The organism is Pyxidicoccus caerfyrddinensis (assembly GCF_010894405.1).
Classification (GTDB): domain Bacteria; phylum Myxococcota; class Myxococcia; order Myxococcales; family Myxococcaceae; genus Myxococcus; species Myxococcus caerfyrddinensis.
In genome coordinates this window covers 168,591-183,085 of the sequence record NZ_JAAIYA010000024.1, presented here as the reverse complement: position 1 = coordinate 183,085, position 14,495 = coordinate 168,591, and the positions used below count along the sequence as shown (strand labels likewise).

Genomic DNA, 14,495 nt, shown 5'->3' with positions numbered 1-14,495 from the left:
AGCACCGGGCGCTGCGCGAGGCGATGATTGCCACCGCCCGGAAGATGAACACGGCGGGGCTCAACCAGGGCACCTCCGGCAACCTGAGCGTCCGGGTGGAGGGCGGCTTCCTGCTCACCCCCACCGGCATGGAGTACGACGCGCTGGTCCCGGAGGACCTGGTCCTCATGCGCTTCGACGGGAGCCACGAGGGACGGCGCCGGCCTTCGTCGGAGTGGCAGTTGCACCGCGACCTGCTGGCCGCGCGGCCGGAAGCGGGGGCGGTGCTGCACGCGCACTCCATGTTCTGCACCACCCTGGCGTGCCTGCGCCGGGGCATCCCTGCCTTCCACTACATGATTTCGGCGGCGGGGGGCTCGGACGTGCGGTGCGCGCCCTATGCCACCTTCGGTACTCCGGAGCTGGCTCGCAGCGCGCTGGACGCGCTGGAGGGGCGCAAGGCGTGCCTGCTGGCCAACCACGGCATGCTCGCGCTGGGGAAGGATTTGCCGGGCGCGTTCAAGCTGGCGGTGGAGGTGGAGACGCTCGCGGCCATGTACTGGCGCGCGCTCCAGGTGGGCGAGCCCGTGCTCCTCGACGGCGCGGAGATGGAGCGCGTCATCGACAAGTTCAAGACGTACGGGCAGCAGCCCGGCCCCGGCGACGAGCAGCGGTAGGGCTCACGGCAGGGGCTGCCCGGGCCCGCCCCGGCGGCCGATGGCGGTGGAAGGAACGTTCATTCCACGAGCCAGCCGCCCGCGAGGGGGATGTGGAAGGAACGTTCATTCCACCTGAGCCGACCGGCTACCGGGCGGAGCGCGGAAGGAACGTTCATTCCACGAGCCGTCCGCCCGCGAGAGGGACGCGGAAGGAACGTTCATTCCACGAGCCGTCCGCCCGCGAGAGGGACGTGGAAGGAACGTTCATTCCATGAGCTGGCCGTCCGCGAGAGGGACGTGGAAGGAACGTTCATTCCACCTGAGCCGGCCGGCTGCCGGGGGGGAGCGGAAGGAACGTTCATTCCACCTGAGCCGGCTGCCCGGAAGGGGGGCGGTGCGGTGTCTTCTCGCGCCGCGAGTCAGGCCGCTCGCAAGGTGAGAATCGTCACCTCGGTGGGCACGCCCAGGCGGAAGGGCATCCAGTGTCCCGTGCCGCCGGACACGTAGAGCTGGTGGTCGCCGTGCCGGTAGCGGCCGAGCATGTACTTGAAGGCGAACCAGAAGGCCGGCACGCCGAGGAAGGCCACCTGTCCGCCGTGCGTGTGCCCGGAGAGCGTGAGCCGTGCGCCACGCTCCGCCGCGTGCGGGAAGAAGTCCGGGTGGTGCGAGAGGCACAGCAGCACCTCCTCCGCCGAGGCGTCGCGGAAGGACTGCTCCGCGGATTGCTTCATGAGCTCGGTCTTCACGCTGTGGGTGCGGCTGCCCCGGGACATGGGGTAGTCCACGCCCACCACGCGCACGCGCTGGCCCTCGTGCTCGAAGCCGTGGGATTCGTCCACCAGCAGGCGCACCGGGCCGCCACGCGCCTCCAGGTCGGCATAGGCGCTGCGGATGGGGCCCAGCCCCCGCCAGTGCTCGTGGTTGCCGAGCACCGCCAGCATGCCGTGGCGGGCCTTGCACGCGGACAGCGCGGCCATGGTGCCGTCGAGCTGGTCCAGGTCGTCGATGAGGTCGCCCGTCATCACCTGGAGGTCCACCTGCGCGTCGTTCATCGCCTGCACCGCTGCGTGCAGGTACTCGGTGTCGATGAAGGTGCCCACGTGGACGTCGGTAATCTGGCCGATGCGGAAGCCGTCCAGCGCCTTGGGCAGTCCGGGCAGCCGCACCTCCACCGGGCGCACCGTGAAGCCGGACACGCCGCTGGCGAGCCCCGCCGAGCTCGTCGTCGCCGCCAGCACCGGCACCGCGCGGCCCACGTTCGTCAGCAGGCTGCGACGGCTCAGGTTCACCCCCTGCGCGGGAGCGCTCGGGGAGGCGGCGCGTCTGACGCTCCGGCGCTCCACCCACGCGCGCACCAGTACGACGGGCGTGCCGAAGAGGACCACCATGATGGCGGTGAGCGTCCACCCCGCCGCGAGGACTCGGAAGAGGGCATTGCCCACGGGCAGCTCGGCCTGGTGGCCCGCCAGCATCGGGAAGGCCAGGATGGTGAGAGACAGGACCGTCCCCGCGACGAAGACGCCCAGCCGCCACCTCCGCAGCAGTCCGGGCCAGAGCGAGCGCAGCACGGCCCAGGCGGCCACGTTGACCCCGAGGAACAGCAGCAGCCTGACCATCTACGACGCTCCCTTGCGGTTGAAGGGGCCAGTCATAGCGGGGCCGGGCGGGCGCTGCCGTACGAATGCAGTGAGTGGGACCGCCGGAGCCGTGAACGGGCGGAAGGCGGCCGTGGCCAGTCGGAGGACCGGGCCCTCGCCTGGCCGTGGGCCTGCCCTACACGCCGGGGGAGGGGCGCATTCCCCAGTCCTCACCCACGGCCGGGGGACGCCATGCGCAGGTGTGCGTGCAGCGTCTCCGTGCGGAGGTAGAGGAACTGCGCGTCGCCGAAGGACAGCGCGTCGCCGTCGTTGAGCATGCGCTCCTGCTCGGGCCCCAGGGACTGGGCGTTGACCCAGGTGCCATTCATGGAGCCCGCGTCACGGATGGAGCAGTCATGGGCCTCCGTGTGCCAGCGCAGCGTCGCATGGTGCTTGGACACCGACGGGTCCGGCACCACGAGCGTGCAGCCCTCGATGCGGCCCACGGTGAAGGACTGGCCGTCGGACTCGGGCCGGAGGAAGTGCACCTCCAGGGCGTCGAAGCCGCGCAGCATGACCAGGAGCCGGTCCACCAGCCGGGTGCGGTGGGCCATGCCCACGGTGCGGGCCTCCCCCAGCCGCATGGCCACCTGCTGGAAGACGGGCTCGGGGGGCTGCTGGACGAGGACCACCGGGCCGGAGGCTTCGAGAAAGGCCTCCAGCGTTGCCAGGGCGAACGGGCGAAGTTGCTTCACGGACGGCATGGTGGGGTGACGTTACCCCGGGGCCCGTGGTTCTTGCCCCTCATGGCGAGCGGGCCGTAAGGAAGTCGTCATGTCCCGGACTCCAACGCCCCTGCCGACGTATGCGACCCATGAGACGGGCTGGCGCCACATCCAGGCGCTGCTGCCTCCGGCCCTGCGGCTCGGCGAGGCCCAGGCCCCCATGCCGGAGGAGGCGTGGCTCGACGTGGGCGCCTTCCGCGTCCACCTGGACTGCTGGCGCAGGCCGGATGCACCCGCCACGGTGGTGCTGGTGCATGGCGGTGGAGGCAACGGACGGCTGCTCTCGCCCTTCGGGGCGATGCTCGCCGGGCTCGGGTACGAAGTCGTCGCCCCGGACCTGCCGGGCTATGGGCTGACGCGGGTGGAGCACAAGCGCGCGCTCGTCTACGAGGACTGGCGGGACACCCTGTCCGCCGTGGTGGAGACGGAGGCCGGCCGCTCGCGGCGCCCGCTCGTCATGTTTGGCGCGAGCATGGGCGGCATGCTCGCGTACGACGTGACGGCGCGCACCCGCATCCCCTCCGGACTGGTGGGGACGTGCTTCCTGGCGCCGAGAGACCCGGTGGTGCGCCGGGGCATGGTGCGCTGGCCGTGGATGGCGGGGCTCTCGGGGCCGATGCTCACGGCGCTGCCCTTCCTCACGGACCCGCTGCCGGTGCCCATGCGGCTGGCGGGCAACATGCTCGCCATCGCCAACTCCGCCGAGCTGTCGCGCGCCATCGCCAGGGACCCGTTGTCGGGAGGCACGTGGATGCCCGGGCGGTTCCTGCGCACGTTCCTCGAGTCCGAGCCCCTGGTTCCGCCCGAGTCCTTCGACGTGTGCCCCGTGCTGATGGCACACCCGGCCGCGGACCGGTGGACGCAGGTCTCCGTGTCCGCGCCATTCTTCGACCGCCTGCGCGTGCCGAAGCGGCGGGTGATGCTGGAGAACGCCGGCCACTTCCCGGTGGAGGAGCCCGGCGTGTCGCAGCTGCGCCAGGCGATGCACGACTTCCTGCTCGAGCGCTCGGAGCAGGCTCCACGGTGAGGGCCGCCGCTGCATCTGGCGGGACGCCGGTGGCCCGTTCATGGGAGCACGGGTGGCGGGTGTCACCGTGTGGCGCGACGCGTCGCGAGCGTGGGCCTCGCGGGTGCTTCCCCTCGCTGGGTGCGTCCGGTTACATCCGTGTCACGCGAGTGTCTCCGAAGTGGGCGCCCCAGCCGTGCGCGGGGTGAATTGGGGCCTGTCGGAGCGTCGCGAGGCCCCGGGGGCCGGGTGGGTGTCACGAGGTCCTGTGTCCGGGGGGAGGCTTCAGGTGCGCCCGCCGCCGTGCTGACACAGGAGCGAGCGACAACATGAGTGAGCAGAGGCGGAAGTACAGCGCGCTGGCGCTGGTGGCGATGCTGCTGGTGGTGCCCGCGTGCTCGGACGACCCGGATGAGGTGCCCCAGCAGGACGCAGGGCCCCAGGTGCGGGACGCGGGCCACGACGCGGGCTCGTCCGGGGAGGACTCGGGCACCGCCGACGCGGGTGACGATGCGGGCACGTCCGGGGAGGACTCGGGCACGGTTGACGCGGGTGACGATGCGGGCACGTCCGGGGAAGACTCGGGCACCGCTGACGCGGGCGACGATGCGGGCACGTCCGGGGAGGACTCGGGCACGGTTGACGCGGGTGACGACGCGGGCACGCAGTTGCCGCCGCTGGAGGTGACGCAGGGCTGCAACCCGATTGCGGCGGAGCACGACTGCCTCCTGCCGTTCCCCTCCGACTACTTCCTCGCGGAGGACGCGACGCTGCCCTCGGGCCACCGCGTGCGGCTCACCGAGGCGGCGAAGCTGAAGATGACGGATGGCGGCTCGTTCGACTTCACGGACCTCCACCCGGCGGACGGCTGGTCCCATGGCACGCAGGTGCTCGCGCTCTTCCCGGGCGGCGTGGACGCCACGAACCTCGCGTCGCTGACCAGCCCCACGGCGGCGACCACGGGGAGCACGGTGCTGCTCGACGCGGAGCGGGGCGAGGGCGTGCTCCACTTCGCGGAGCTGGACCCGCGCGCGTCGAGCGACGCCCGCCGCGCGCTGTTCGTGAGGCCGCTGGTGCGGCTGCGGAACGGGGCTCGCTACATCGTCGCGCTGCGCGGGCTCAAGGCGAAGGACGGCACCTTGGTGCCCGTGCCCGAGGGCTTCCGCCGCATCCGTGATGCGCAGACGGCGGGAGACCCGCTCCTGGCACCGATGGCCGCGCGGTACGAGGAGGACATCTTCCCGGCACTGACGGCCGCGGGCGTGCCTCGCGCGGAGCTGCAGCTCGCGTGGGACTTCACCACCGAGTCGGAGGAGAACGTCACCCGCGACATGCTCGACGTGCGGCGCCTGGCGATGGAGGCGCTGGAGGCCACTCCGCCCGCCGTCACGGTGACGGAGGTGAAGGACGACGTGGACGCGAATGTCGCCCGCCGCATCAAGGGAACGCTTCGCGTGCCCCTCTTCCTGGAGAGCACCCAGCCTGGAGCGCTGCTGACGCGGGACTCGGAGGGCCGCGTGCGGCGCAACGGTGAGGCAGCGGTGCCCTTCACGCTGCAGATTCCCCGGAGCGTCTGGGGACAGGGCGTGGCTCCGGTGCGCTTCATCCAGTACGGACACGGCTTCTTCGGGAGCCAGTCGGAGGCGGATGGCTCGTTCGTGCGGCCGTTCATCCAGGCGACGCAGACTGTGGTGCTGACGGTGGACTGGTGGGGCATGTCCAACGTGGACGCCCCGGGCGTGCTGCAGGCGATGGGCAGCAATCCCACCCAGACGCTGCGCTTCACCGACCGCGTGCACCAGGGCATGGCCAACCAGCTCGCCGTCACCTACGCGGCGCGCACCACGCTCAAGGACGTGGCGGAGCTGCAGGACAAGGGCGTGCTCGTCTATGACCCGGAGCAGACGTACTTCTACGGCATCAGCCAGGGACACATCCTGGGCGGCACGTACGTGGCGCTCTCGCCGCATGTCTCGCGGGCGGTGCTGAGCGTGGGCGGGGCGGACTTCTCGCTGATGATGTTCCGGGCGAGGCCCTTCAGCCCCTTCCTCAACACCATCGCCCAGACGGTGCCGGACGCGCTGGACCAGCAGAAGTTCGCGGCGCTGACGCAGACGGGCTTCGACCGCATCGACCCGATTACGTACGCGCCGCACGTCCTGACAGACCTGTACCCGGGAGCACCGGCGTCGCGCCGGGTGCTGGCGCAGTATGGCCTGGGAGACGCTTCGGTGCCCAATGTGGCGACGGAGCTGCACGCGCGGGCCATGGGACTGACACAGCAACTCCCCGCGACATGGCGCGTGCCCCAGTTGCTCGCGCAGGAAGGGGCGATTGATGGCTCCGGGCTGGTGCAGTTCGACTTCGGGCTGCCCGCGCCACTGCCGGGGACGGAGGCCAACCTGCCGGCGCAGGACAACGCCGTGCACGAGGGCGTCCGCCGGGACGACGAGGGCCGCGAGCAGGTGGACCGCTTCCTGCGGCCGGACGGGCAGGTGGAGGTCACGTGCTCCGGCATCTGCCGGGGCGGGAACTGAGGGCGGGGTAGGGGGCTGACGTCGCGTGCCGGATGTCACGGGCGCGCGGCGTCACCCGGGCTCGCGGGTCCTTGCTATACGCAGGACCCGCACAGCCATGATTGATTACAATCCCAAGGACTGGTTCACCTTCATCTTCCGGTTCCACCAGGCGGACACCGTCCGGAAGCTGTTCCCGATGATTGTCGCCATCAGCGTGTATTCGGCGCTGGTGGCGTGGCTGGAGCAGGCGGTCTGGAAGCTGCCGGACGACAGCCGCGTGAAGAACATCTCCGTGCTGCACAGCCTGCTGGGGTTCGTCCTCTCCCTGCTCCTCGCCTTCCGCTCCAACAGCGCCTACGACCGGTGGTGGGAGGGACGGAAGCTGTGGGGCTCGCTGGTCAACAGCAGCCGGAACTTCGCCCTGAAGCTGCATGCCCTGCTGCCCGCGGAGGATGTGGAGAGCCGGCGGCTGTTCCGGGCGATGATTCCCAACTACGCCTTCGCGCTGAAGAACCACCTCCAGGGGCAACACCGTCCGGAGGAACTGGTGGCGGCGGGCGGCTTCGAGCTCCAGCAGTTGGACCCGGCGAGGCACGTGCCGAACCAGTTGGCTTCCGTGCTCGTCCAGAAGACCTACGCGCTGCAGAGGCAGGGCGTGCTGACGGGGGAGCAGCTGCTGTCGGTGAACGCGGAGCTCCAGTCGTTCACGGATGTCTGTGGAGCGTGTGAGCGCATCCTCAGCACGCCGGTTCCGTTCTCGTACTCGGTGTTCCTGAAGAAGTTCATCTTCTTCTTCGTGATGACGCTGCCGTTCGGCCTGGCCTTCAGCCTGGGCTACTTCGTCATCCCGGCGGTGGCCTTCACGTTCTACGTGCTCGCCTCGATGGAGCTCATCGCGGAGGAAATCGAGAACCCGTTCGGCACGGATGCCAACGACCTGCCGACAGACCGCATCAGCGCCAACATCCGCCGGCACGTCGAGGAAATCCTCTGAGGCTTCACCTGTCCGCAGGTGTCAGGAAGCTGGAGCCGCATCGCGTCCGCGTCGCCGAGGAGAAATGACCATGGCGGTACCGGAGTTCGAAACAGTGGAGACCCCGAGGCTCGTGTTGCGGCGGCTGCGCGCGGAGGACCTGGACGCGCTGGTGGCCTACCGGAGCGACCCCGAGGTGGCGCGGTATCAGAGCTGGAGTGACTACGACGCCGAGCGGGGACGGAAGCTCATCGAGTCGATGCAAGGGCGCCAGCCCGGTGAGCCCGGCTGGTTCCAGTTCGCGATTGCGCTGAAGAACACGGACGCGCTGATTGGCGACTGCGCGCTGCGGACGGATGAGTACGACACACGGCTGGGCGAGATTGGCTTCACGCTGTCGCGGGAGCATCAGGGGCGGGGACTGGGCACGGAGGCGGTGAGGGCGCTGCTGGGCTACGTGTTCGGTACGCTGAACCTGCACCGGGTCATGGCGGTGACGGACGCGAAGAACACCGCCGCCGCCACCGTGCTGGAGCGCGTGGGGATGCGCCGCGAGGGGCACTTCCTGGAGAACATCTTCTTCAAGGGCGCCTGGGGCGATGAGTTCCTGTACGCGCTGCTTGGGCGGGAGTGGGCGAAGCGCTGAACCCAACTGTCGCGTAATCCACCGTGGCGCGTCCGCATGTCTCGGAAGGTTTCAGCGCTGGCGGCGACAGACCCGTGTGGCTATATCGATACTGAGATGCTGTAACAACTGACTACACATCCTCATAGCCACAATCCACGAGACGGTTCTCCACGATAGCGAAGGGGCCGCGAAAGGCTGCACATAGGCGGCGGAGTCCGGCCGGTGGACTCCATCACCCAGGAGAACAACATGAAGACGCTATCGTTGGTCGTGGCGGCGGGGCTGGCGCTGGGGTTGCTCGCGGGTTGCGGTCCGGAGGATGCGCAGCCGGCGGAAGCGGAGGCCACGCAGGGGCCCCGCTACGTCGCCACCCGTGCGGACGGCAGCCTCGTGACGATTCGGGATGCCACGGGCGAGAGCCTGGCGAGCGCCCAGGACATCGACGGAGAGCGGACCGTCAATGCCCAGGGCTGCTGGGTGACGCTCCAGTGGTGCTCGGAGCCGGGCACCGGAGATGCCGTCTGTACCCAGAACGGCCAGTGCACGCTTCAGCAGTTCGTCAGTGCCTGCTTGTCGCTGATTGACGACATCTGCGGGTAGCTGTCTCCGCAGTTGCGCGTGAAGCTCGCGAAGGTGGAGCCCGGCCTCAGGGAGAGCCGGGGCCGGGCTCGATATGCATTCGGAGTCATCTGATTCGGATGAGGGACTGCTTCAGCCTCGAAGTGGGTGACTGCGCCTGTCAGCCTCTCGCCGATTCGCCCACCGCCTCCGCGCGGTCGTGCTCGTGCCGGACCCCATCAGTCACAGTTCGCGCCGAATACGGGATTGGCTACGCTGCCCCATATTCGTCAAGGGCGAGCTGGGCATTGGTGTGGAGCAGGGCGTAGTGGGCATGGCGGCGTCCTGACTGGAAAGAGCGCTCGCCCGGGCTGTCCTTGCGAAGGAGGAGCAGTTGCTGCTTCGCCATGTTCCGCACCTTCTTCAGCGCGTTCACGATGGATTCCGTCGTCGCCTGGAGCAGGTAGCTCCTGGGGATACCGTAAGCCGTGAGGCGGTCGCCTCTGGCGGTCGATTGGAACTGGATGGCCTTGTCGGAGTTGAACAACGACATCAAGGCGACGTCGTCTAATACGAGGTAGCCGTTCGCGTGAGGGAGTTCACCCACTGGGAGGAGTTGGTCCTCAAGTATGACGAGCTGACCGTCGGCAGCGAGGACCTCGTGTATCTGCCTGAAACACTCCAACCACTTCCGTACGGGAAGCTCATGGAGCACGTTGCTCATCACCACGAGATCCATGGGGGGCTTTCCAGGCACGCAGAGACGGTCGAGCCGGTGGACGAGGTAGGACTCGGCGGGCTGGGGCTGCCCGAGTTCCTGGATGTGTGCCAGACAGTCACGCTGTTCGTCCGCGGTGGTGTAGCCCTCGTCCTGAAACGCAAAGTACGTGAACTTCCTCCCCTGCTTGAGCCCCTCCTCTCGGAGTGACACAGCCAGTCGCCCCCGGCCTGCGGCGTAGTCCAGGATGTAAACGTCTTCCTTGCCGGCACCGATTTCGCGGGCTGCCTGGGCCATCTGCTTCTGCTGCGGGTCGTCCTCGCGCGGAGCCGCCACGGTGGGTGGAAGGAGGCACTGCGCTGCAAAGGTCTCGAAGGCCAGGTCGTCCGCGTCCGCGAGCAGGGTGCGCAGACGGGTACGTCCCCCATCGCCACCCATCAACCGGTCGATGACTTTCTCAATCTTGTTTCCCGCGTACTCGATGTTGCCGTGATCCACTAGATAGACGGAGTCGAGTCCGGCGTAGGCGATCAGGGGAACGGAGTGGGTGGCCAGCCAGATCTGGCCATCGGGGCCGAGGATGTCGTCCGACCTCAGCGCGTCAAGCGCACGGATGCAGGCATCCGGATGGAGGTGGTTCTCGGGCTCATCGATGGTGACTACGGCCCCCCGAAGGCGTTCCTTCTGGCGGTGCAGCAGGATCGTCCAGATGATGAGGATCTGCTCTCCCTCGGAGAGTTCCTGTGGTTTGAAGGGGCGCCCCCGAAAGTACGCAAGGGGCCTGCCGCTCTTGTCCAGGCCGAGCTCGACCCCTGCTCCAAAAAACTTTTCCAGTAACAGGTTGAAGGCGTGCGCGTCCTCCAGTCGCTTCGCGAGTAATGTGGACTCCCGCTGGCGAGGATGCTCGGAGTCGTAAATCGCGCGTGCAACTTCATGGAAGTAGGCGGGAACACTTGTGGCTGCGCCGTCAAATCCCTCCTCGGTACCCGCCAGCGCCTGCTTCTCCACCGATTCCGGGGGGACCCCGTGAGGATTGTGTGGGCGTGCGCTCATGAAGCTCTCACCCCCACTGAACGACGTCTCGGCGAGCCTGTAGCGGAGAGGAATGGTCTTCACGGTGCTTGGGCTCTGCCCAACCCACTTCACGGTCTTTTTGATGGCCCGAAGCGTGGCAATCGCGCGCGCGAGCTTAACGAGTTTCTGCTCGTAGTCGGAGCGGGTGTCATCTGATAGCCCAGCCTTCAGCAGTTCTTCGAAGTTCTTGTGCTCGCGCTCCTGGGCTTCAAGCCGGGATGGAAGCGAAAGAAATCGTTCTACGACCGTCGGTACGAGCTTGAGATAGCGCGACTTACCCGCGCCATTGGGCCCAGCCAGCACCACCAGCGACTTGCAGTTGCGAGCTTCGGCCTCGTTCAATCCAACAGAGTTGGCCAGCGATTCGGGAAAGATGAAGTCAGTGAACATGGGGAGGAGTCAGTGGCGGCAGCCTACACGGCTTCTCCTCTCGCTTTCCAATCACCAGGCCCCGCCCTTGTGGAGCTGAGCAGCGGTCGAATAGGGCCCCAGCAGGCGGGACCGTGATGCGTGAATCGGCCCGTTGGTTCGTTGGGCGGGTAGAGCCTTCGAGAGGAAGCTCCTGCCTGAGCTGCTGCTCAGCGGAATGAGTCCACGATGTAGATGGGCGTGTTGGAGAACTCGAGGACGGCGATTCCCGGCGAGGGGCTCGATTGCTTCCGAAGACCGCCATAGCTCAGGCGGGCCACGGCGCAGATGGGGACGGTCTCCCCTTCCAAGGGACGCGCCTCGTAGTACCGGATGACCACGTTGGGCCCTCGGGTCCAGATGCGCCCATAGAGCCGCGTCCCCGCGACGAAGAAGCCGAGCTCCGCGGTCAGGAAGCTCTCGACGGGGCCCTCATAAACCGTCAGCGGCTCCTGTCTGCTCTGATTGGCGTCGATCTCCGCCCTGGAGCTGTCTCCAGGCCGCAGCTGCAGGATTCTCATCGCCTCCAGGGCCTTCTTCGGGCAGTCCTCCGGCCCCGGGCTCCCATCCGCGCGCAGTGAGACGCCGGAACCCGTGCAGCCGAAGCCCAAGAGTGCGGCGGCGACGAGAGCTGTGAGGGCGGTGGCTTTTGTCGAGCACATGGTGCGGCACTTACTTGTCGCGAGCCTGTTCGCCAAGGCGCACGACGACATTGCAGCGGCGAGGGCGGTCAGCGCCAGTTCGGAGGAGTGAACGCGAGCTGGGCCTGTCTGCGTCCATCGGTTCGGAAGAGCTCCAGGATGAGGCGAGGGTCGTTCGTATCCGGGCCGAACGACGCCAGGTCGGTGACGATGGCCACTCGGCCGGTGGCTCCTGGGGCGATGGATGCGGGAGCCATCCGGAGTGCGAAGGGAGGTTGCTTGAAGGTCTCGGCAGTCATGAGCCGTGCTTCCTGCAACTCCCAGGGCTCTGCCGAGCTCTTGTTCGTGACCTTGAAGACAACGGCTGCCTTCTGCATCGGCTCCTTGGCCTTGGTGCCGAGGATTGAAACCTCCAGAACGACTCCGTCCTCGTTGAGCTTCCACGTCTCATGCTCCCTGAACGGAGTCATTCGGAGCTGACCGTTGGCGAGCAGCGCGGCCAGAGCGTGGTCGACCGAGGTCTGCTCCTCGCGCTGGCGCTGGTTCTCGGCGGCGAGTGCTTCATTCTCCTTCCGCTTCTCCGCCAGCGCCTTGCGCACGGCTTCCGGTGACTCCGGGTCGGGGTAGACGTTGACCTGTCCGTCCACGAGGTGCTCGCTGGAGGTCACGGTGAAGGGGAGGGATGTTCCGTCCGCCAGCGTCACTTGAAGCAGGAAGCGCTCGCCGTCCGCCAAACCGCGAAGCGGGACGATGAGCACGGAGCGGCCTCCTACGAGCAGCGGCTCGAAGCGGCCTTCCCAGCCCAGTAGCCTCGTCCGGAGCGGGTCGCACTCCGACTCGAATCGGAGCGTGGTTGCCACACCCCCGGCGACGAGAATCTCGGGCACCGGGGACTTCGCGTCCTTCGCCACGAAGAGGTTCCGCGGCTTCGGCAAGTCGGCGAAGGACTTCCACTCCATGCCCTGGGCCCCGGCTGGAATGGACAGCAGGAGAAAGCCCATTGCGGCCTTCACCACCCAGGTGGCTTGTGAGGTAACCATGGTGCTTGAGAACCTAGCAGGTCATCTGCCCATCGAGGCAAGAGGATGGTCGCTCTGCCTTCGGTGTCGCGGTCGCGTCGATGACCCCTTTGTCGTGGACGAAGGGCTGAGCTGGCACGTGGGCCCTGCTAAAGAACCCGCTGATGGATTGGCCCCTTGTCATCGAGTTCATCCGGCAGCGTGACCCGGCGTTCATGTCCCGCGTGGAGGGGGTGCCGGCCGCCGCCGTCGCAGCCCTGGCTGCCGGCCGCGGCGTCACGTTGCCTGCCTCCTATGTGGAGTTCTTGCGGCGCATGGGCAGCAACAGCAACGGCTATGCCCCGTTTGGCCCCACGCAAGACCACGGCCTCGCCGCCATCGCCGAGCGCCTCGACGACGAAGACGCTGCGCCGTCCGGTCGCTTCTTCCCGGTGGCCATCGAAACCGACGAATCGCTGGATCCGCTATACGACTACTGCCTCGACCTGCAGCGCGGTGATGGCGATGACGCGCCGCTCGTGATGCTGGAACCGGGCGTTGACCTCGAATGGCAGACGCCGGTCGAGATCAGCGAAACCTTCGGCGAACGCATCACCGCCAGCGTGTTCAACCACTTCGCGCTGCGCCGCCTCGCTGGACGCGACGTGGTCTCCGTGGGCGGCACGCTGCAGGCCGGCGAAGGCCGTGCCGCGTTACAGCGGGCCCTGGTGCTGCTGCAACGCGCCGGGTTCGCACCTGTCCTGTCGTTATCGGGCCGCGTGGCGTGTCTACAGGCGGGGCCGCTCAGCGTGGATGCCCGGGTCAACGAGAACTACGAGTTGCTGACGCTGCGGCTCGGCGGCGACGACCCTCGGGCCGTAACGACGTTGGCCGAGCAGTTACTCACCGACCTCCCCGGCGCGCGGCGGCCGGTCGGACCTCGTCACCTGGACTGAATCTACTCATCGGGACGAACCCGCGATTTGCGAGGGGCTCAGCCCCAACACGCGCCGCATGCAGCGGGCCATGTGGCTCGGGTGCGAGAAGCCCGCCTCCAGCGCGATTTCCGTCAGGCTCCTTCCTCCTTCGAGCAGCCGCAGCCGCGCGCGCTCCACGCGCCGCTCGAGGACGAAGCGATGCACCGGCATCCCCATGGCCTGCCTGAACAGCGGTTTGAAGTGCGACAGGCTGAATTCCGCCACGCGCGCGAGCTCGGCGAGCGTGAGGTCTTCATCGAGGTGCGCCTCGATGTACTCGAGCACACGGCGCAGCCGCCAGGCAGGCAGCGCGCGACCTGGCTTGGAGGTCGTGACGTCCTTGCGCGATTGCAGCGCGAAGAGTCGCGCGGCAAGCGCGGAAGCGAGACTGTCCGCGAACAGCCGGCCACCCGGATAGCCGTCATGGTCTTCGGCCTGCATCATCCAGCCGATGCGCTCGACCTGCGGGTCGCGGATGTGAATCGAAGGCGCGAGCTCGGCACCTCCCGAGCCCAGGCCCATGGCCTCCGCGGTGTCCAGCAGGAGCGAGGGCGTCAGCCGGAGCAGCAGCGAGCGCGCGGGCCGCGAGACCGTCCAGCGAGTGCTCGAGCGCGCGGGCACGACGCAGAACTGACCGTTGATCCGAAGCCCCTGCCGCTCGTGGTTTCCCACGCGGTAGGAGACCGGGACCGGGTCTCCCAGGTGCAGGCAGAGGACATGACGGTCATCCACCGGCGAGTTGAACAATCCGGATGGCACCGGAGAGGTGAGGACGTCGAGGAGCGGCAGGCGCTCCTTCCCGACGCTCGACAGCAACGCGGCTGGAGGGCCTGGGTAGCAGGAGGGTCTGTCGCTCATCGCCTGAACCTTCTACGCGGCCCGCTCTTGTGCAAGCGCCGAGAATCATCCGTCTGTGCTCGGCACCGTCCGTCCGTGCGCGCGCGGCGGCGGCGACGGTGGAAGCATTCTCGCAGGCAGCAGCACTCGTCGCCTGG

General features: G+C 68.0%; 13 protein-coding genes. 7 read left to right on the top strand and 6 right to left on the bottom strand.

Translation table 11 applies throughout. The features are described 5' to 3' along the window. Window positions 1-23: 23 nt before the first annotated feature. Window positions 24-656: a class II aldolase/adducin family protein gene (locus G4D86_RS40865; RefSeq protein WP_163999750.1), complete on the top strand. Its 633-nt coding sequence runs from the start codon at window positions 24-26 to the stop codon at window positions 654-656. Window positions 657-1,057: 401 nt separating this feature from the next. Here G4D86_RS40865 and G4D86_RS40860 read toward each other — a convergent pair whose 3' ends face one another. Together G4D86_RS40860 and G4D86_RS40855 are read right to left on the bottom strand one after the other, a co-directional pair. Further along, on the bottom strand, window positions 1,058-2,254 hold the full coding sequence (locus G4D86_RS40860) for a metallophosphoesterase (protein WP_163999716.1): 1,197 nt from the start codon (window positions 2,252-2,254) through the stop codon (window positions 1,058-1,060). 191 nt (window positions 2,255-2,445) lie between these two features. After that, a complete protein-coding gene (locus tag G4D86_RS40855; protein ID WP_163999715.1) occupies window positions 2,446-2,979 on the bottom strand; it encodes an FHA domain-containing protein in 534 nt (177 codons plus the stop codon). Between the two features lie 70 nt (window positions 2,980-3,049). Between G4D86_RS40855 and G4D86_RS40850 the strand changes: the two genes are divergently transcribed. The 5 genes from G4D86_RS40850 (at window position 3,050) to G4D86_RS40830 (ending at window position 8,726) form a co-directional block, all read left to right on the top strand. Then, window positions 3,050-4,027, top strand: a complete 978-nt coding sequence (locus tag G4D86_RS40850; protein WP_163999714.1) for an alpha/beta hydrolase — start codon at window positions 3,050-3,052, stop codon at window positions 4,025-4,027. A gap of 308 nt (window positions 4,028-4,335) precedes the next feature. Further along, entirely contained in the window at window positions 4,336-6,543 is a 2,208-nt protein-coding gene (locus G4D86_RS40845) for a hypothetical protein (protein ID WP_240360761.1), read from the top strand. Window positions 6,544-6,640: 97 nt separating this feature from the next. Next, window positions 6,641-7,519, top strand: a complete 879-nt coding sequence (locus G4D86_RS40840; RefSeq protein ID WP_163999713.1) for a bestrophin family protein — start codon at window positions 6,641-6,643, stop codon at window positions 7,517-7,519. Between the two features lie 70 nt (window positions 7,520-7,589). Continuing rightward, window positions 7,590-8,144, top strand: coding sequence for a GNAT family N-acetyltransferase (locus G4D86_RS40835; protein ID WP_205520212.1), 555 nt, complete (start codon window positions 7,590-7,592; stop codon window positions 8,142-8,144). Between the two features lie 231 nt (window positions 8,145-8,375). After that, a complete protein-coding gene (locus G4D86_RS40830) occupies window positions 8,376-8,726 on the top strand; it encodes a hypothetical protein (protein ID WP_163999711.1) in 351 nt (116 codons plus the stop codon). A 229-nt stretch (window positions 8,727-8,955) separates the two neighbouring features. Here the strand turns inward: G4D86_RS40830 and G4D86_RS40825 are convergent, their stop codons facing one another. The 3 genes from G4D86_RS40825 to G4D86_RS40815 all read right to left on the bottom strand — a co-directional run bounded on the left by G4D86_RS40825 (window position 8,956) and on the right by G4D86_RS40815 (window position 12,565). Further along, window positions 8,956-10,866 (bottom strand): AAA family ATPase, encoded by a 1,911-nt coding sequence (locus tag G4D86_RS40825; protein ID WP_163999710.1) that lies wholly within the window; start codon window positions 10,864-10,866, stop codon window positions 8,956-8,958. Between the two features lie 188 nt (window positions 10,867-11,054). Next, window positions 11,055-11,405 (bottom strand): hypothetical protein, encoded by a 351-nt coding sequence (locus G4D86_RS40820; protein WP_240360760.1) that lies wholly within the window; start codon window positions 11,403-11,405, stop codon window positions 11,055-11,057. Between the two features lie 209 nt (window positions 11,406-11,614). Next, window positions 11,615-12,565: a DUF2381 family protein gene (locus tag G4D86_RS40815; RefSeq protein WP_163999708.1), complete on the bottom strand. Its 951-nt coding sequence runs from the start codon at window positions 12,563-12,565 to the stop codon at window positions 11,615-11,617. A 143-nt stretch (window positions 12,566-12,708) separates the two neighbouring features. Here G4D86_RS40815 and G4D86_RS40810 point away from each other — a divergent pair, with 143 nt between their 5' ends. After that, window positions 12,709-13,479, top strand: a complete 771-nt coding sequence (locus G4D86_RS40810; RefSeq protein ID WP_163999707.1) for an SMI1/KNR4 family protein — start codon at window positions 12,709-12,711, stop codon at window positions 13,477-13,479. A gap of 6 nt (window positions 13,480-13,485) precedes the next feature. On the opposite strand, the gene G4D86_RS40805 is transcribed toward G4D86_RS40810, so the two are convergent. Continuing rightward, window positions 13,486-14,358, bottom strand: coding sequence for a helix-turn-helix domain-containing protein (locus tag G4D86_RS40805; protein WP_163999706.1), 873 nt, complete (start codon window positions 14,356-14,358; stop codon window positions 13,486-13,488). Between the last annotated feature and the right edge of the window lie 137 nt (window positions 14,359-14,495).